The 17602-nt window shown below is 49.5% G+C and carries 14 protein-coding genes and 3 tRNA genes; 8 read left to right on the top strand and 9 right to left on the bottom strand.

The genetic code is table 11. From position 1 onward, the window contains the following. Nucleotides 1-174: 174 nt before the first annotated feature. A complete protein-coding gene (locus METBU_RS28255; RefSeq protein ID WP_017842131.1) occupies nt 175-345 on the bottom strand; it encodes a hypothetical protein in 171 nt (56 codons plus the stop codon). 190 nt (nt 346-535) lie between these two features. Here METBU_RS28255 and METBU_RS0119045 point away from each other — a divergent pair, with 190 nt between their 5' ends. The 4 genes from METBU_RS0119045 to METBU_RS0119030 all read left to right on the top strand — a co-directional run bounded on the left by METBU_RS0119045 (nt 536) and on the right by METBU_RS0119030 (nt 5573). Then, complete coding sequence (locus tag METBU_RS0119045) at nt 536-1444, top strand: Rpn family recombination-promoting nuclease/putative transposase (RefSeq protein WP_017842130.1); 909 nt, start codon at nt 536-538, stop codon at nt 1442-1444. A 577-nt stretch (nt 1445-2021) separates the two neighbouring features. Next, nucleotides 2022-2882 (top strand): DUF1796 family putative cysteine peptidase, encoded by an 861-nt coding sequence (locus METBU_RS25495; protein ID WP_017842129.1) that lies wholly within the window; start codon nt 2022-2024, stop codon nt 2880-2882. Beyond that, nucleotides 2875-4527 carry a glycosyltransferase gene (locus METBU_RS24730; protein WP_017842128.1) on the top strand — a complete coding sequence of 551 codons (1653 nt, stop codon included), beginning with the start codon at nt 2875-2877 and terminating at the stop codon, nt 4525-4527. Before METBU_RS25495 ends, METBU_RS24730 begins: the two co-directional genes overlap by 8 nt. A gap of 176 nt (nt 4528-4703) precedes the next feature. Continuing rightward, nucleotides 4704-5573, top strand: a complete 870-nt coding sequence (locus METBU_RS0119030) for an ion transporter (RefSeq protein ID WP_017842127.1) — start codon at nt 4704-4706, stop codon at nt 5571-5573. Nucleotides 5574-5893: 320 nt separating this feature from the next. Here the strand turns inward: METBU_RS0119030 and METBU_RS0119025 are convergent. The 5 genes from METBU_RS0119025 to cysS all read right to left on the bottom strand — a co-directional run bounded on the left by METBU_RS0119025 (nt 5894) and on the right by cysS (nt 9097). Continuing rightward, nucleotides 5894-5969: transfer RNA gene (locus METBU_RS0119025), tRNA-His, on the bottom strand. Between the two features lie 25 nt (nt 5970-5994). Next, nucleotides 5995-6071: transfer RNA gene (locus METBU_RS0119020), tRNA-Arg, on the bottom strand. 4 nt (nt 6072-6075) lie between these two features. Further along, nucleotides 6076-6152: transfer RNA gene (locus METBU_RS0119015), tRNA-Pro, on the bottom strand. An 877-nt stretch (nt 6153-7029) separates the two neighbouring features. Continuing rightward, nucleotides 7030-7659, bottom strand: coding sequence for a methenyltetrahydrofolate cyclohydrolase (gene fchA / locus METBU_RS0119010; RefSeq protein ID WP_017842126.1), 630 nt, complete (start codon nt 7657-7659; stop codon nt 7030-7032). A 49-nt stretch (nt 7660-7708) separates the two neighbouring features. After that, nucleotides 7709-9097: a cysteine--tRNA ligase gene (gene cysS / locus METBU_RS0119005; protein WP_017842125.1), complete on the bottom strand. Its 1389-nt coding sequence runs from the start codon at nt 9095-9097 to the stop codon at nt 7709-7711. Between the two features lie 181 nt (nt 9098-9278). On the opposite strand from cysS, the gene METBU_RS0119000 reads away from it, so the two are divergent. Continuing rightward, nucleotides 9279-9791 carry a peptidylprolyl isomerase gene (locus tag METBU_RS0119000; protein WP_017842124.1) on the top strand — a complete coding sequence of 171 codons (513 nt, stop codon included), beginning with the start codon at nt 9279-9281 and terminating at the stop codon, nt 9789-9791. Between the two features lie 509 nt (nt 9792-10300). Beyond that, nucleotides 10301-11026: a UDP-2,3-diacylglucosamine diphosphatase gene (gene lpxH, locus METBU_RS0118995; protein ID WP_017842123.1), complete on the top strand. Its 726-nt coding sequence runs from the start codon at nt 10301-10303 to the stop codon at nt 11024-11026. Between the two features lie 529 nt (nt 11027-11555). Here the strand turns inward: lpxH and METBU_RS24725 are convergent. Beyond that, nucleotides 11556-12152, bottom strand: coding sequence for a group II intron maturase-specific domain-containing protein (locus tag METBU_RS24725; protein ID WP_268869782.1), 597 nt, complete (start codon nt 12150-12152; stop codon nt 11556-11558). Between the two features lie 105 nt (nt 12153-12257). Here METBU_RS24725 and METBU_RS28810 point away from each other — a divergent pair, with 105 nt between their 5' ends. Further along, nucleotides 12258-12593: a hypothetical protein gene (locus tag METBU_RS28810; RefSeq protein WP_017842121.1), complete on the top strand. Its 336-nt coding sequence runs from the start codon at nt 12258-12260 to the stop codon at nt 12591-12593. Between the two features lie 17 nt (nt 12594-12610). Continuing rightward, nucleotides 12611-13627, top strand: a complete 1017-nt coding sequence (locus METBU_RS0118980) for a transposase (protein ID WP_017842120.1) — start codon at nt 12611-12613, stop codon at nt 13625-13627. Between the two features lie 28 nt (nt 13628-13655). Here the strand turns inward: METBU_RS0118980 and METBU_RS24720 are convergent, their stop codons facing one another. Together METBU_RS24720 and METBU_RS25490 are read right to left on the bottom strand one after the other, a co-directional pair. Then, nucleotides 13656-14375 carry a reverse transcriptase domain-containing protein gene (locus tag METBU_RS24720; RefSeq protein WP_235726428.1) on the bottom strand — a complete coding sequence of 240 codons (720 nt, stop codon included), beginning with the start codon at nt 14373-14375 and terminating at the stop codon, nt 13656-13658. A 642-nt stretch (nt 14376-15017) separates the two neighbouring features. Next, nucleotides 15018-17456 carry a cation:proton antiporter gene (locus tag METBU_RS25490; RefSeq protein WP_017842118.1) on the bottom strand — a complete coding sequence of 813 codons (2439 nt, stop codon included), beginning with the start codon at nt 17454-17456 and terminating at the stop codon, nt 15018-15020. Between the last annotated feature and the right edge of the window lie 146 nt (nt 17457-17602).

Below are 17602 nucleotides of genomic sequence, written 5' to 3'. Positions count from 1 at the left end.
GTAGCAAGCCCCCCTCATCCAATCGGTTTGGCAAGGGCGGAAAAGGTGATATAGGGGTACCGTTAAAAAAACCGGAGGTCAACCGGGGCGCATCGGCACCACGCTGGAAAAGATTGATAATCCCGATGTGATTAAACCCCTGACGGTCGACCGGTGCCTTTTGCCGCCCGGCGACTATACGGTGGTCGGTTCGACTCTCGCCAAGTGTTTGATATTGACATCCGGCGCGTCGTGATCGAATACCAAACCGAAATTTTGGAAAATCAGCAGGGGCAACGCTTTACAGCGCCCTTTCCAGCAGGTGTGACTAAAGCTGTTCAGTACGGCAACGGCGTCAAAGCTCATTCGGTGTATTTGTCGCAGTAGAATAACTGGAATAGCTCGGGTCAGTGAATAACTAGAGTCAGATACAAATTATTTAGGCAACAAAGCCCCCCTTAGTTTTTTGGACAAGGAACAGTCATTCACGAATAAAAAGACACAAACTGAATCATGCTAAACTTGGCCTCATGTTGTATTGTCTTTGTCCTAACTCATGAAAGAAAAGTACATTAATCTATTCACCGATTTTGGCTTTAAAAAAGCCTTTGGCGAAGAGGCAAGTAAAGAGCATTTGATCAGCTTTTTGAATACCTTGCTGCCGGAGCGGCACCAGATTGAAGAACTACAGTTTTGTAATAACGAGTACCAAGGCGCGACGGCGCTGGACCGCAAAGCCATCTTTGACCTGAATTGCGTCAGCGCGACCGGTGAATATTTTATTGTCGAGCTGCAAAAAGCCAAACAGAACTTCTTCAAAGACCGCAGCGTTTTTTATGCCACCTTCCCGATTCAACAGCAAGCCCAACGTGGCGACTGGGATTTTAGGCTGTCGGCGGTCTACACCATCGGCATTTTGGACTTTGTGTTCGATGATGAGGACAGCCTCCAGCGCGATGAAGTCATCCATCGGGTACAATTGAAAAACCAGCATCATCAGGTGTTTTACGACAAGCTGACCTTTATCTACTTGACCTTGCCCAACTTCAGGAAAACGGAAGACCAACTCGACACCCTGCAAGACAAATGGTTCTTTTTGTTTCGCCATTTGCATGAACTGGATGAAATCCCGCCGCGATTGCGCGAAAAAGTCTTTTTGAGCTTGTTTGAAAAAGCCAGCATTGCACGCTTTCAACCCGAAGAGCGACAGGCGTATGAGTCCAGCCTGAAATATTATCGCGATTTAAAAAATGTGATTGATACCGCACGAGAAGAAGGGCGAGAAGAAGGTGAACACATCGGCTACCAAAGAGCCCGAGCTGAAACTGTTCTGAAAATGCTAAATCATGGGATACCGGAAGCGGAGGTAGCAAAATTGATGGACTTAACGTTACAGGATATTCAAACGATTAAAAAGAGTGCTGTACTTTCTGACTGTACCGGCAATGACGCGGATCGTCGTTGAGCCTACCAGGGATCACTTTTGACTAGCTTTATTGTCCGGCTTCATAATCACCTTCAACAGACACAATAAATGCTTTTTCAGCTTGCTGACTCCATTGCCTGTGCGTTTGAATTTTGAAGCTATACTACCCATCGTATATCAAAATTCGGCGCTGGGGACGCCGCGAATAAGCCCCCCCCCGTAGGCTCCTCACCTAGCGTTAGGTGCACTGCCATTAAGTTAAGTCGTCACAGAATAAGTAATGTTGGCATTCAGGCTCGAATGTGCCTCAAAAGCCTGCCATCCATGGCACTGGATTCCGCCAATCCATGGCGGAATGACGGATTTCCCTTAACTTAATGGCAGTGAGCGTTAGGTGAGGAGCCAAAACTAGAAACGCGAAAGGTATACAGTAACTGGCAGACAGCGCTAAGATGCGCACGCCTGACGACTTGAATATGGCACTCGACCTTGAAGCCATCGCCGAATCCGTTTACTCTAACCATGACTGAAAGCGCCGTTACTCGCTTACAAACTGGTTTAAACAACCGGCGGCGCAACCTAGATATAGAAAAAACCTTCGATAACCCATAACAGTATGTGGACCGACCGCAGTAATTGCCTTGCCCCGCTCTGGGCCGATAAAGTTTTTCACCAAGCGATCTCGCTCGGTAATTTTTGCCATGCCGCGCACGCGTTAAAATTAGTAGAGTATCGCGCGTTTTCCGGGCCCTTCGACTGGATTTTTTCAACCCCGGTCGTCACAACCCACATCCTACAAGATGATTTCAGGCTTTTTCTCGACCCGGAGCACTATGAACCGGTTCCGATCGAAAACCGCATAACGCCCGAAGCCAATCTTTGCGAGCACCGTTTTTATCGGGAACGATTCGGTTTACGCTTCATGTTTAATCATCATTCACCCGATGTAGCGAAGGACTTTGCTTACTTCGAACGGGCAGTTCAACGTTTTCGATCAGCCATGACCCAGCCTGCCGCGCCGCTGTTGCTCATGGTGACTCACGAGCCGATCAAAAACGCCTGGCTGGATACCCTTATGGGAACGCTGAATGGCTTGCGCGAAGACTACGGATTATTGATTATCCGCTTTGTGGCTAATCGACAAGCTTCAGTTGAGGCTAGCCTTTCCGCTGTTCAGGTCATGGCTCACGACCTGAAGCTATTGGCCATGGAACTTACCCTCAGCGACCGGTCTTCCGGTCTCGAATTTACCAATTCAGCAGACAACCGGCTGTTATTCGCGCTGTTGAAAAGCTTCAATGTCGCTCACCATCCTTACTTACCGTCGCCTTTCGGGCGACATGACTTCGACGAAGCCTGGTATCTAGCTCAGAACCCCGATGTCGTTAAAGCGATTGCTTCGGGATTATTTTCATCCGGCTGGGATCATTTCGATAAATTCGGCAGGCACGAAGGACGAATAGCAAAACATGGCTGAACTCAATTTAAATACACTGATATTACAATTACGAACCGACCTCCGCGAACATTTGGGCGAAGCAAGCCATGAAAGTTCGGCCGCCTATTTAGCTTGGCTATTGACCAACGGACTCCATGAGTACCCGGCGCTTCGGCAAAACCAACAGTTTTTATCGCGCCTGGCTTCTCAGTTGGCTTCTCTCGATGTTTCTCATTCCTGCTTGACACCATTGCAGTTCGTCATTTGGCAGGCACGCCCCGATATTCAAGCGCTGTTTCCGCTACCCGATCAGCTCATGAGTTTTTATCAGTGGTTTTACACCTATGGCCTCGAGGATTACAATTATTGGTTTTTTTTATCAGAGCGCGAGAAGAATATCGTTAAAAGAATTCCTGCGCCATGGCCGGCCCGCCTGAACAGCATCATCGCACCAAACACGCCACCAGAGGAACCCAAAATCCCTTTCTCGAAGCGTCCGTTCGGCGTCAATTTGATCGGCTATGCCTTTGGCCAGCTCGGTATTGGCGAGGATGTTCGGATGGCCGCCCGCGCCTTTTTGTCGGCCAATGTTCCGATGACAATGCTGAACTTTCCGCCCGGTTCGGATGTTCCGCAAAACGACCGCAGCATGGAACACTATGTTTCGGAACAAGGACCGTTCGGTTTCAACATTTTCTGTATGACTGCGGAAGAGCACGGTCGCTTTTATTTGAACTGCGGGGAATCTCAATTGCAGGACCGCTACACTATCGGCTACTGGCCCTGGGAGCTCGGCAATTGGCCTAAGAATTGGGAAATGATGCTGGAATTCGTCGATGAAGTTTGGGTGTCGACCCGGCATATATATGATGCACTGACTCCCGTTTGCCATAAACCTTTAATGGTGATGCCGATGACGGTTGAGCTGGGAAGCATCACTCGATTCTCTTCTCGCAAGCGCGCCCGGGAGCATTTTGGCCTACCGGAAACAGCCAAGTTATTTTGTTTTTCATTGGATTTGAAATCTTATTTTCAGCGCAAAAATCCACAGGCGTGTATCGATGCCTTTTTAGCCGCCTTCCCGACCGATCAATATACCGAGAAGCAAGTGGGCTTGGTGATCAAGGCACATAAGCCCGCGATGAAGGACCTGAACTGGGAAAGACTGAAAAAACTGGCAGCCCGGGACAAGCGCATCAAAATCATCGAAGGCACCCTCTCCCGCCCGGATTTGCTGGCGCTTTACCAAGCCTGCGACTGCTTTTTGTCGCTGCACCGGGCGGAAGGCTTTGGCCGAGGTATCGCCGAAGCCTTGCAACTGGGCCTGCATGTCATCACTACCGGCTATTCGGGAAATGTCGACTTCTGTAATGCGCCTCACGCAGACTTGGTCCGCTATCGCTTGATCAACGTAGAGAAAGGCCAGTACCCTTACCCGGACGGCCAGGTATGGGCCGACCCCGATATTTCGCATGCCGCCGAATTAATGTGTCGTTTTGTTCAGGGTAGAAAATCGGCCATCAAAAAAACCGATTGGCCGGAGTTCTCGGCCGGCGAAGTCGGTCAACGCTATAAAACACGCCTGGAAGTCATTTATGATGAAAAACTCAGAGTATCGGGCAATACCTTGGCGAGTTTTACTGCTAAGATTGTGACACCCGAGCAAACCGACAAGGCGATGTAAAAAACTATTCTGAACGGAATAAGCCCTTTCTCTCTTGGAACTGCGGCCTCAACAACTCTTTCTTGTCGTTTGCCATGCTCCGACTTCGCATTACCCAGTGCAACAGTGAAGCTGAGCCTATTCCGCTCCTTCGCTCGACGCGATCTCCATCGTATTTCAATCCAGAAAATACCGATATGATTCATGATAAACCGCTAAAACACCCTCGCATCCATGAAGAGAGCCCTACCTCGGCTTGGCGGCAAACCTTGAACCGGATCATTTTTGGCGCTGAAACCAAGGCTGGGAAGGCTTTCGACGTTGTCTTGATCATCATGATCTTACTCAGCATCGTCACAGTTATGCTTGATAGCGTCGAAGCGATCCGTAATCAGTATCGGCAACTGTTCTATTTATCGGAATGGTTTTTTACACTGCTATTCACACTCGAATATATTTTACGCCTACTTTCGGTACGCCGCCCCTTGCTATATGCCCAAAGTTTTTTCGGCTTCGTCGATCTGCTTTCGATCCTGCCGACTTATTTGGGACTGCTGATTCCCGGCGTCGAATATATGCTGACATTGCGAATCCTACGATTGCTGCGCATATTCAGGGTCTTGAAGTTATCCGAATACATGCGCGAAGCCAACGTTCTTCTGATTGCACTGAATAATAGCTTTCGGAAAATTGCAGTATTTTTGTATACGGTCTTGACTCTGGTCGTGGTATTCGGCGCACTAATGTATATCGTCGAAGGCAGCGAAGCCGGTTTCACGAGTATTCCCAAATCTGTCTACTGGACCATCGTCACGATCACCACGGTCGGTTATGGCGACATTTCACCACAAACCGCATTAGGACAATTACTCGCCTCGACAATCATGATCATGGGCTACGGAATTATCGCCGTGCCAACCGGCATTTACAGCGCGGAACTGATGAAAAGCCACAAACAAAGCCGAATAGATAACCGACCTTGCCCCGATTGCGGCGCGACCGGCCACGACTTCGACGCCGTCTATTGCAAATATTGCGGGCATCGGTTGAATCCAAGAGATGAGTAAAGCCCCTGTTTCTCCAAGACGATATACTGCTCTTTACAGATCAAAATTTGGCGCGGGGAAACTGTCAGTAGACGCCAGGCGGGGCTAAATTCTGCACCCTCGACAACCGCTAGATTATAGCTTTCGCACTTTAAATTTCGGAAGTGCTAAAGAAGACGTCTAAACGATGAGCGATAAAATCTAGACACAACGCAGATATAAGGCTAACAGCGAGAAAACAGGCTTTGAAAGGCATTGTACATGGCGCAACGTCGACACAGTTTGTGTCACAGGAGTCAATGTGAAAGCGGAGGGGAGAGAGATAAGGGGTTAGATTTGGATGGGGTGAACGACGGGGCTCGAACCCGCGACAACCGGAATCACAATCCGGGGCTCTACCAACTGAGCTACGATCACCACAGAAAAGTGTTTCAACAGGAGATGGCACGCTTGGCAGGACTCGAACCTGCGACCCTCGGCTTAGAAGGCCGATGCTCTATCCAGCTGAGCTACAAGCGCAGTGTGGTCGGGGTAGAGGGATTCGAACCCCCGACATCCTGCTCCCAAAGCAGGCGCGCTACCAAACTGCGCTATACCCCGATTGACCTTCGTGAATGAGCTCGAATCTTGTCTAACTATCCACCCGTGAAGAGCTGCGTATGATAAAGACTCTCATGACTTTCGTCAATAGATTTTTTTAATCTTTAACAATAATCTCAAAAAGTAATTCAACCTAAATTCGGCAGTTTAACCACGAAGCGCATAAAGTTCATGAAGGGTTTCAAGGAATTACTTAAACATTCTCGCTAACTTTTTTGGTGAGCGAAAGCTCTATACAAACGTATAACAAGTCCTGATTAGCAAGATGCTTCAGCTTGCTGAAGCCAACTGTCCGAGCAGTGGCCAGTCGTAGCCACTTCTGCGGGACGGGTTATTTAACCCGTCCCCAACGTTTCGGTTTGCCCTAAACATTTCGGCTAACTTCGGCCAAAGTCAAAACGTTTAGGACGGGGTTGCAAACCCCGTCCTGCTAGGGATATGCTAGTTTTTGGGCTTTAGCTGAAGAAACTTGCTAATCAGGTAACAAGTTATTGGTAACTATTCAGCCCCCCGGCAATTATCGTTCCCGCGCTCTGCGCTCATCGTTATATACCTTTCGTACTTCAAATTTCGGCAGCGCCTGACTAAGGAGGCACCGGGCTGTGCGGCAAAAGCTTTGCCAGCATGGAGCTGGCATAGAGCCTACAGGGAGGTATTCACGGCGTCCTTTGACAAATACTCCGGTGCCGAATTTTGATCTACGATGAGTATACCTAAATTGTAGGGTACGCTTCGCGTACCTTCATGCCGTTAAGCAGCGAATTTCTAGCCACATCAAACCATGAGAGCTTGGTTAATATTGGAGGGAGCGCCATGGCACGCACAGCGTATCTCAAAGAGATGTGTATAACGGCGAACGCTCGGCGTTCGGTTGCTTCTATAGCCTTTCTTTTACAATGCGATAAACTTCATCGACTGCTTGTTCGGTGCCTTCCAAAATCGATTCGAGTTCCTGAGCCTTACGATCGGCAAATTCCTTGTCTTTCAAGCTGCCGACATTGATATAGACATTCAATGCCGCGCTTTTCAATCCGGCGTAAGCGGACATGACCGCGACGCCTGCGTCGCTAATGACGCCGGTATTGCCTTTTTCGGCGGCAATCCGGCATAGCTCGATCGTTTCGAAACAAGCTCGGGCACATTCAAGCGGCACTTCGGTCGCTTCTTTCAATACGGACTGTATCGCTTCGGAACGAGCCGCCTTTTGTTGTTCAGTCTCTTTCGGCATGCCGTAACAAGCCATCAACCGGCCGAAGACGTCGACGTCGGCCTTGATCATGCCCGTTAGGCGTTCGCGTAACGCTTCGGACCTGTCCAATAGTACGCCCATTTCCGCTTCGACTTCGGCGTATTTCGGCTTGCCTATCGTCAAGTTGCATACCATGCCGACCAGTGCTGCCGCTTGCGCGCCCATCAACGCAGCGGCGCTGCCGCCCCCCGGTGTCGGCGTCTTGCTGGCCAATTCATCGAGATAGGTTTGTAAAGATTTGTCTTTGATATTGGTCATGGATCGATTTGCTTATTTTGTCATTAAAGTCGTGCCGCTTCGGCGACGTTTACTCCCGACGCCAGTTAGTGCCTCCGCCCGGAACGTCTTCGAGTATCACGCCTTGCTGCTTCAGTTGATCGCGAATTTTATCGGCATCCGCCCAATTCTTGTTCTTTTTGGCGTCGATTCGCGCCTGTATCAGCGTTTCGATTTGCTCGGCCGTCAAGCCTTCGGCTTGGTTATCGCCTTCTTTCAAGAAGCGCTCGGCATCGTCTTGCAATATACCCAAAACGCCGCCCAGCCCCCTTATGGTAGCGGCCAATTGACTCGCCCTTTGCTTATCGGAGTCTTTGACTTTATTGAGTTCTCTAGCCATATCGAACAGTACCGACAACGCGACCGGCGTATTGAAGTCGTCGTCCATCGCTTCTCTAAAGCGCGCCTCGTAATCGGCTTCGACTTCGAACTCGCCGGCATCGATACCACGTAACGAGGTATACAGACGGGTCAACGCGACCGCCGCCTCGTCCAGATGTTCGTTGGAATAATTCAGCGGACTGCGGTAATGGCTAGTCAGGATGAAAAAACGCACGACTTCCGGCCGGTAACGTTTCAAGACTTCTCGTACGGTAAAGAAGTTACCCAGCGATTTCGACATTTTTTCTTCATTGATGCGCACGAAACCGTTGTGCATCCAATAGTTGACGAACTTTTCGCCGGTCGCGCCTTCCGATTGCGCGATTTCGTTCTCGTGATGCGGAAACTGCAAATCCATGCCGCCGCCGTGTATGTCGAAATGATTACCCAGGCAACCGGTCGACATCGCCGAGCACTCGATATGCCAGCCGGGGCGCCCCTGACCCCACGGCGACTCCCACGCCGGTTCGCCAGGCTTGGCCGCTTTCCATAGTACGAAATCCAGCGGATCTTGTTTGGCTTGCTCGATCTCAACTCGCTCGCCGGCTTGTAACTCGGCTAGGTTTTTGCCGGACAAGCGTCCGTAGTTGCTAAATTTCGAAACCGAATAAAATACATCGCCGTTAGAGCCAACATAGGCTATGCCGTTCGCAATCAATTTTTCGATCATTGCCAGGATTTCAGGAATCGATTGGGTCGCTTTAGGCTCGATGTCTGGAGGCAATACAGAAAGTGCGCGTTCGTCCTCGTGCATCGCCTCGATGAAGCGTTCGGTAAGACTTTGGAAATCTTCACCGTTGTCGCGCGCGCGTTGAATGATTTTATCGTCGATATCGGTTACATTGCGCACGTAGGTCAGATTATAGCCCGAGTAACGCAAATAACGCGCGACGACATCGAATACGACCATCACTCTTGCATGCCCGACATGACAATAGTCGTAGACTGTCATACCGCAGACGTATAAACCGGCCTTACCTTCGACACGGGGTTTAAAAAGTTCTTTTTGGCGCGTCAGAGTGTTATATATTTTCAACATGATAGATAAGACTGGTTAACAACAGAACAGGGCAATTTACCAAGCCGGTGCTTCTCTTTCAAGACAAAAACACATAGAATTCTTGGTTACTTGTTACTCACGGAAATCGACCATGCGTACTCTTTTTACCGCTACAATACTACTACTAGCGACAACCCATTCTTTTGCAAAGGAAAATACAATGTCAGAACAAGCAAATAAGGTCAAACTCACCACGACACTGGGCGAAATCACAATTCAATTGAATCACGAAAAAGCACCGATCTCATCAGAAAACTTTCTGACCTACGTTAAAGATGGCTTTTATGACGGCACGATCTTCCACCGCATTATTCCGGGATTCATGGCGCAAGGCGGCGGCTTCGACGGCGATTTCAACCAAAAATCCGTTCGCGATCCGATCAAAAATGAAGCCGATAATGGTTTAAAAAACAACCGGGGCACGTTGGCAATGGCTCGCACGCCCGATCCGAATTCGGCGACCGCGCAATTTTTCATCAATTACAAGGACAATTCCTTCTTGAATTACACCAATCCGACTCCGAACGGCTGGGGCTATGCCGTTTTCGGCGAGGTAATTGAAGGCATGGATATAGTCGACGCTATGGCCAAGGAACCTACCGGCAACCGGGGCATGCATCAGGATGTTCCAAAAACCAACATCGTGATCGAAAAAGCCGAAATCGTCGAATAAGACTTTTTTGCCAATGGAACACGGATGCTGCCGGCCGACATTCCTCGCAAGCTTATCGTTCCCATGCCTTTTGCGGGAACGCTGCTTTAGACGCTCCGCGTCGACTGCGACAGTTAGGTTGCTTGATAGACTTTAGGAAGTGCATGGGTTGGCTTTTGCTTGTTTTATCGGTCATCGGGGACGCAGAGCGTCCCGGGATACATTCCCACGCAGAGCATGGGAACGATAATTTAATGGGAAGTTTTTTGTTACTAAGTCCTTAGCCGCATTCGCGCTCCATTCCCTAAGGAACGAGCATGAAATAACGTCGACAACTTTGGAAGGGAATTCGGCGGCTCGATTGACATGTGTCGGCGGCAGGGATAACCGCCGTCAAGCCTACACGGACGTATTCACGGCGTCCTGTCAAGCGAGTCACCGAACCGCCGCAAAGCCTACTACTTATAGAGGTTATTTTGTGCATATTCCTACCCCGCCTTCCCCCAATTCAACGAGCCAGTCTTTTGCCTATGCCCCGCGAAATCCATTTTATTTCGGACCTGCATATCTCGCTTGAAAAAACCGGAATCACCAAGCGCTTCCTGTCCTATTTGGAACAACATGCGCCGCGCGCCGAAGCCGTGTACATTCTCGGCGACCTATTCGATGCCTGGATAGGCGATGACGACCCGACGCCGCCGAACGCCAAAATCAAAAGGCAGCTCAAACACCTGACCTCGTCCGGCACGCAAGTCTATTTGCAACAAGGCAATCGGGATTTCCTGCTCGGACAACGATTTTGCACAGAAACGGGCGTGAATATGCTCGGCGATTATGCCGTGATCGATTTGTTCGGAACGCCGACTTTGTTGACTCACGGCGACCTACTCTGCACCGACGATCTCCCTTATCAAGCATTCCGCGAAAAATCGCATACTCCGGAGTGGCAGCAAAACGTCCTTTCCAAGCCTTTATGGCTAAGGCTAATCGCCGCACGTTGGTACCGCTTGCGCAGCCATTTCCACAAACGCGGCAAAACGCAAGACATCATGGACGTCAACCGACAGACCGTTATCGACACTATGCGCGAACACGGCGTGTTGCAACTAATCCACGGCCACACGCACCGGCCGGCGATCCATGAATTCGAAATCGACGGACAAAAGGCGAAGCGTTTCGTATTACCCGACTGGAAAAAAAACAGTGCACAAGTTCTATGCTGGACCGAGCAAGGCCATCGCCTCGAAGCCATTTGACCCCAACAAATAGCGAATCAACACCCATTCATCTTTCCCTTGATTGATATGCATTCCCACGCTGGAGAGACCGTGAAAGTATTCAATATTATGAAATAACCATGAAGAACATGAAGTAACTTGAAGAATTAGACTGTTGATTTTATAGTCTTTTTCTTCATTGCCTTCATGGTGAATAAATTTTTTATGATGTATTCGCATACTCTCACAGCCTTTGGAGTGCCGGGAACAAGGAATCTAGGCCACTGTGACTTCGATACCATTTGTTGCTACCTAAGCTTACCGACTCCGAAATCGCGATCTAGGGATCGCTCCCACATAACCCCATAAGCGCCAACTTAGTGCTTATCCTGTGGTGCATTATTCGTCATCTCGGCATGGATTGTCGATATCCAGGTTACATGGATGTGAAGCTACGCTTTGCCGTCCCTGGCACTATAGGGGTAGAGAAGAGCCGTTTCAGGCTCTCCCCTCCCTCCGAACCGTGCATGCGGTTCTCCCGCACACGGCTCTCCAGTCGATAGTTTCCTCATCGGGATTGGCTCGCTTGCTCATGGGCTTCAGTCAGTGTGAAAAGTCCCAGGTTTGCGAAGTAGGCATTCGGCCATTGTTGATGGTCTCTGACGTTCCTTCCTGTCCCGCTCCCTTTCTTTTGGTACTTGCGCAAGATACTTCTGAGTCTGCGCCGTACAAATCCGTCCATGGCTTGTAACTCGCTCTTGTGGGCGTGTTTAAAGTAGTTAAACCAGCCGCGTAATATCGGATTGAGTCGGTGAATCACAGTATCGATTGAAACTCCCTGGCTTCGCAGGGTCTGCGCTCTTATCTTATCCCGCATCGCCTTTCGGCTTTTCTTGCGGATTAAGTGCAGTCCCTTTTTGAAGGTGTAGCCCAGAAAGTCGAATCCGTGCGGGTCGTTTTGTTCGTTGACAAGCCTTGTCTTGTCAGGATGCAGTTCGAGCTGGTGGCGCGCCATCCACTGTTTCACTTCGGTCAGGGCTGCGTCGGCTTCCGCTTCGCTGGCCGCCAAGATGATGAAGTCATCCGCATAGCGCACCAGGCGATACCGGTCGCCGATCAGGTGATCCAGTTCGTTGAGGTAGATGTTCGCCAGTAACGGACTCAGTACCGCATAGACGCCAACTTAAGGCATAAAACGTTGATTTGTAGTTGAAAAATAAAAGTGTGGCCACAACATAGAGTATTTTTACCGACGAAAGTGAAAATCCCTATGAAGCAGCCACAGCTAACAGATACGCCTTTTGATGAATTTTTGCAAGAGCTCCCGGCAGATTTCCAGGAGCAGGCCTATGAATTACAGGCGTTTGCACGGGCACGGAAAATCCGATCACCGTTGCAATTATTGCAGTTAGTCCTGTTGTATTGCGGACAGGACTTGTCGTTGCGCAGCTGTGCCGGCGAAGTTGCCAAGCTTCAAGGCTATTTGAGCGACACGGCGGTGACCAAGCGACTGGCGGCCTGCGTGGTGTGGATCAAGTCGTTACTGAAGCGTGTGTTCGGATTGGATAAACAGATCAACAATGGCATGATGTTCGAAGATCTTTAAAAGAGAAATTAAAGAGTGTGTTCGGATTGGATAAACAGATCAACAATGACTCCTTGAATTTCATTGTGATTGACGGTTCGACCGTGCAAGAACCCGGCGCGAAAGAAACAACGTATCGCTTGCATGTGGCGATCGACTTGATGAGCTTAGCACTTCGCGAGGTCAACGTCACGACCGATAAAGTCGGCGAGAGCTTGGATCACTATCAGTTGACTGCAGGTGATGTCGCGTTGGTTGATCGAGGCTACAACCAACCGAAGTCTTTAGTCCCGCTCATTGATCGCGGCGGCCACGTCGTACTGCGCTACAATCCACACAGCATGACGCTTTACGAACGGTGCAACGAACCGAAAGGTGTTAAAATCGATTGGGAACAGCGCATACGCGATTTGAATGGTCAGCCGGGTGCGATACCGGTTTATCTGTGCCATCAAGACAAACGTATTGATGGCGTGGTGCATGCGATGCCGTTACCGCCGGAACAGGCGGCGCAAGCACGCCGCAAAGCGAAACAACGTGCGCGTGATAAAGGTCGCACGGCGAGCCAAAAAACCTTGATGCTGAGCGGCTGGGTGTTGATTTTTACTTCGCTCCCCGAAGCGCTGCTCGACACGAAATCAATCGCTGAGCTCTACCGGGTTCGCTGGCAAGTGGAGCTGGTCATAAAGCGGCTAAAGAGCTTGCTTGATATCGACCGGCTACGCGCCCGAAAAGACAGCAAGCTGGCGGATTTATATTTGCACGGCAAGTTACTGTTTGCTGCAGTGACTCAAAAAATAGCGCAGCGCCGATTCGGCCGGGCGGCCACCACAATGGACGGTGATCGTTCGATTACCCATTGGCGTTTATGGCGCACGATCGCCAATGAGATCAAGGCAGGACTTACGGCTTNTTTTCCAAAAAATAAGCGCTTTATTGATGACCACGTAAAAAGCCTTTGTGAACGTCCGCGCAAGAGAAAGCTTCAGGGTTTGCCGGATCGAGTTTTGGAACTCATTATTGAAGGTCAGGGAGGTGGCGTTAGTCTTGCTTAATCAAATACTTAGATTCTTAAGTTGGCGCTTATGACTCAGTACCGCCCCCTTGTGGCGTCCCCTGCGTGGGTTTCCAGCTTTCGCAGTCGGTCATGATGTCCTGTTTTAAATAGGCTTCCAGCAAGTTGAGCAAACGTCGGTCAGCGAGTCGCTCGCCAAGTTTGCTCATGAGTAGGTCATGACTGATGTTGTCGAAGTAGCCTTTGATGTCGGCATCGACCACCCAGGTGTAGCCGGCTTTGAGCCCTTCATCGACCGCTCTTAAGGCGTCTTTACAACCTCTGCCCGGTCTGAATCCGTGGCTGCTGTCTCTGAAGGTGTGCTCAAAGATCGGTTCTATCACCAGCTTGATCGCCATCTGCACCACCCGGTCTTTGACCGTGGGTATGCCTAAGGGCCGCTCGCCGCCTCCGGCCTTCGGGATCATTACTCGTTTGACCGCTTGCGGTTGGTACGTACCGCTTTGCAGTTGCTGCTGGAGTTCTTGCAGATACTGCTCCGCTTTATTTTCAAATCGCTCGATACTGATCTTGTCTATGCCGGCCGCGCCCCGGTTACTTTTCACCCGTTGCCAGGCGATCCGTAAGGTTCGCTCCGCATAGATTTTGTCCATCATACTATGCCATTTGCCTCCTTTGACACCGTTAACCAGTGCCGCCAACATGCGCTCCGTCCATAATCCGGCTTTCACCCCCGGACACTGCTGTAGCGCCGCGATGTCTGTTTCCTGTCTAGTCTTTTCTGACACTGTGGATTCTACCTCTTCGGTTGCCTTTTCATGTTCAGTTCGCATCTATCTTCCTACCCCCCTTAGCTAAAAGCGGTTTTGCTTCCCGCTCGTCTCAACGGCTACAGGACGTATGACAGAGCAGGTTTCACGCTACGCCCTGCTGTCGGGATTTCTGGTTCGGCTTTCCCACAAACTCTTCGGGGCTCTGTCTGTATCCGTCTTCACTACTATGAGGGCTCTGACTCCTGCCGGTCGTTCACTGCAACCCGCAGGTCTCCCCGCTTGCTACGTACTACCTTCCTGTCATTCAATCTCCAAACATCCCATGCAGCCGGGTCATCGCTTTAATAGCCAAGTCAGCGTGATCCGTGAGTTCCAGGCTTCGCCATGAATCCGAAGGCTCGCCACCACATGGAACCGAAACGAGTTTGCCTTACTACAGACTGACAGTTCATTTCCAGTTACTCCCCACCCCACCTCGCGGTGACGCAGTTATTTTCCATTTCAGAGCTTTTGGCTTACTCTGGTACGGACTTTCACCGTACTGATAGTACGCCCTCGCGGGCGTACGGATTCCGCCAATCCCTGGCGGAATGACGTGTTTTTTACTTAAGTTAGCGAATACACAGAGCCCCACCTTTCACCTTTCACCTTCCCCTATCAAGCATAATGCCCAAATTCCGCGTCCCGTAATCGACCGGCCAAATCGGGAACTTGCTCCGACAATTCAACAACCTGCTCGACCGATAAGCGTAGCACGGTAATATACGTTTTAGCCCTAACCGTCGCGGTTCTGACCGCCTTGGCCGATAACGCATGCTCGCCGATAAAGCTGCCTTTCCGTAATTCGGCGACATGACAGCTTTGCCCCTGCTCATCCCGCTTGAATACATTGACGCTGCCGCTGACTAATATATAAATACAATCGCCTTTGTCACCTTCATCGAACAAAGTATCTCCAGGCAAGAAACTAATATAGCGCGCCTGTTCCGCTAAGCGTTTGATTACCGCCCTCGGCAACCCGGAAAACAAAGGGACGCTGTCAAACCAATCATCTCGTTTAGCCAGACTCAAACTAGCCGTCATCGCCGGCAATTGTTTTTGCGCATCGAATAAGCACTGCTCTAATCGCCGAAAGACCTTAACCGACAATTTGCCTTGTTCGTATTCCTCAACAACTAACTTATGCGAATAAAGCAGCGCCACTTCTTGAAACAGCCTGTTTTCATATTGACGATAAAAATCCGGAAACAATTCGCCGAAGCGCTTTAATCGCCCTTGCCGTCGATGAAGACGGTTCCGATATATTTTTTTAATGATATTTAACTTGTCGCCGGATAAATTCGGATCGGCAGTTTTAAGTTTTTGCAAAGCTACATGCGCCATTAATACGCCGGCAATATCATGACGAATGAGATTCGAAAACCGGACGCTTTGGTATTTAATGAGCCAACCGAGCGTCCATTCGTATTTGCTTAAAAAATGGATCATCGACATTTCAAACCGCAAAAACGAATTATTTTCAACTTTTGCGGATTCGATAAGCAACAACTCCTCTATCGTTTTTGCCCGGTCTTTTCTCAATAGATCCTGAAAATTAAAATAGGTGTAATAATTCACCAAACCGATATCGTGCAAGCGCGCCAACTCATCCGTTTCAGCTTGCAATGCCAACAAATGCAATTGTTTTAACTGCTGATCCTCGGACATCGGCTTGTCGCTCGACGGCAATTTTTTGCGCAAATCGAAGACAACCGAGTTTTGAATATCACTGTCAAGTAAATGCAAATTGGCAAAGCTATGCAAGACATCGTCGACCGAATACTTAAGCTGAACCATGCCTTGCTGTAACTCGAGCCACTCTTCGTTGCTCAATCGATCTATTTTCAACCAATGCATCAGCGGCCTAAGCGTGGATGCATTAACCAGCATACTCACCATCACAACGCCTAACGTCAACTCTTTCAATAATTGTTTATCAGCCACTGTATCCGGTATCGAGAAAGCAATCGCCACTGCCAAACCGCCCTTCAGACCACCCCACCACATGATATGCCGGCTAGCAAGATAAATTTTAGGCAACCCGAACACATAGGTCGTAAACGGCATCAACGCATAAATACTCACGGCACGCGCGATAGCCACCGCCATTACCGCCCACAAAACCGGGTTCCAATTTCCGAGCAGCGAGAACAGATCGACCGATAAGCCAATCATAATGAACAACAGCGAATTAAAAATTAAAACAATAACTTCCCAAAATTCTTTGACAACATGCTCGACGTCACCCGACAACCTCGGCAAGCCGACTATTTTAAAACATAGCGCAGAAGCCAACACCGACATGACGCCCGACACATGGAAAAAATGCTCGGCAACGATGAATGCCGAATAAGCCATAATCAGCATAAACACCAAAATGATACTCCGGCCGCTTTGAGCCAATCTAACTATCAATTCGCTAAATAGCAGGCCGCCGAAAACACCGACTCCCGCGCCGCCGACAAACACCCGGATAAAAGCCGGAACTGCCGATAGCGAATCGGCCCAGTCGTACTGTCCGGACAATAGAAAACCAAGCACGATATTAAACAATACGATCGCCGTGGCATCGTTGAATAACGATTCGCCCTCTACCAATACCGCAAGCCTTCGACTGACACCAAGCTCTTTAAACAAAGCAATCACGGCGACCGGATCCGTTGCGGAAATCAGTGCACCGAACAATAGCGCGACAAGCCAATCGAGCTGTAGCGACACCACCAGACCAAGGCCAACCAGAAATGCCGAAATCAACATGCCCGGAATCGCCATCACGACCACCGGAACCAAATCTTTTAATAAGGCCCGCGCGTCGAGATTCATCGCGGATTCGAAAATCAACGCAGGTAAAAAGACAAACAACACCAACTCATGAGTCAATCGAAACCCACCCACAAAGGCCACTTGATCGGTCAATGTGCTAGTTAAATTAATCATCAACCCCATCAACACCAACAAAACGGTATAAGGCAACCGCAAATGCCTGGTCAATCCGGCAATAACCATTGCAACGGTCAGAAACACCAAAACAACAGAAAGCAAGTAGGAAATTTGCATAATAGAAGGTTGTTGATACAATGACCCTGATAAGCCGAACCCTGAGCTTATATTCCCGAACGACAGTGTAATTTAAAGGCTTGTCGTCCGCCTTAAAAGTTGACTTTTAGGAAAAAATCCTTAAATTTACACACCTGGCGCGGCAC

This window comes from Methylotuvimicrobium buryatense 5G (assembly GCF_000341735.1).
In the GTDB taxonomy this organism is placed as follows: domain Bacteria; phylum Pseudomonadota; class Gammaproteobacteria; order Methylococcales; family Methylomonadaceae; genus Methylotuvimicrobium; species Methylotuvimicrobium buryatense.
This window is presented reverse-complemented; position numbering and strand designations above follow the sequence as displayed.

Bases quoted from the DNA above. Each gene is read 5' to 3' on its own strand.
- METBU_RS0119030 (WP_017842127.1), top strand. From the start codon at position 4,704: ATGATTCATGATAAACCGCTAAAACACCCTCGCATCCATGAAGAGAGC.
- lpxH (WP_017842123.1), top strand. From the start codon at position 10,301: ATGCCCCGCGAAATCCATTTTATTTCGGACCTGCATATCTCGCTTGAA.
- METBU_RS0119045 (WP_017842130.1), top strand. From the start codon at position 536: ATGAAAGAAAAGTACATTAATCTATTCACCGATTTTGGCTTTAAAAAA.
- METBU_RS28810 (WP_017842121.1), top strand. From the start codon at position 12,258: ATGAAGCAGCCACAGCTAACAGATACGCCTTTTGATGAATTTTTGCAA.
- cysS (WP_017842125.1), bottom strand. From the start codon at position 9,097: ATGTTGAAAATATATAACACTCTGACGCGCCAAAAAGAACTTTTTAAA.
- fchA (WP_017842126.1), bottom strand. From the start codon at position 7,659: ATGACCAATATCAAAGACAAATCTTTACAAACCTATCTCGATGAATTG.
- METBU_RS28255 (WP_017842131.1), bottom strand. From the start codon at position 345: ATGAGCTTTGACGCCGTTGCCGTACTGAACAGCTTTAGTCACACCTGC.
- METBU_RS24730 (WP_017842128.1), top strand. From the start codon at position 2,875: ATGGCTGAACTCAATTTAAATACACTGATATTACAATTACGAACCGAC.
- METBU_RS0119000 (WP_017842124.1), top strand. From the start codon at position 9,279: ATGTCAGAACAAGCAAATAAGGTCAAACTCACCACGACACTGGGCGAA.
- METBU_RS25495 (WP_017842129.1), top strand. From the start codon at position 2,022: ATGTGGACCGACCGCAGTAATTGCCTTGCCCCGCTCTGGGCCGATAAA.
- METBU_RS25490 (WP_017842118.1), bottom strand. From the start codon at position 17,456: ATGCAAATTTCCTACTTGCTTTCTGTTGTTTTGGTGTTTCTGACCGTT.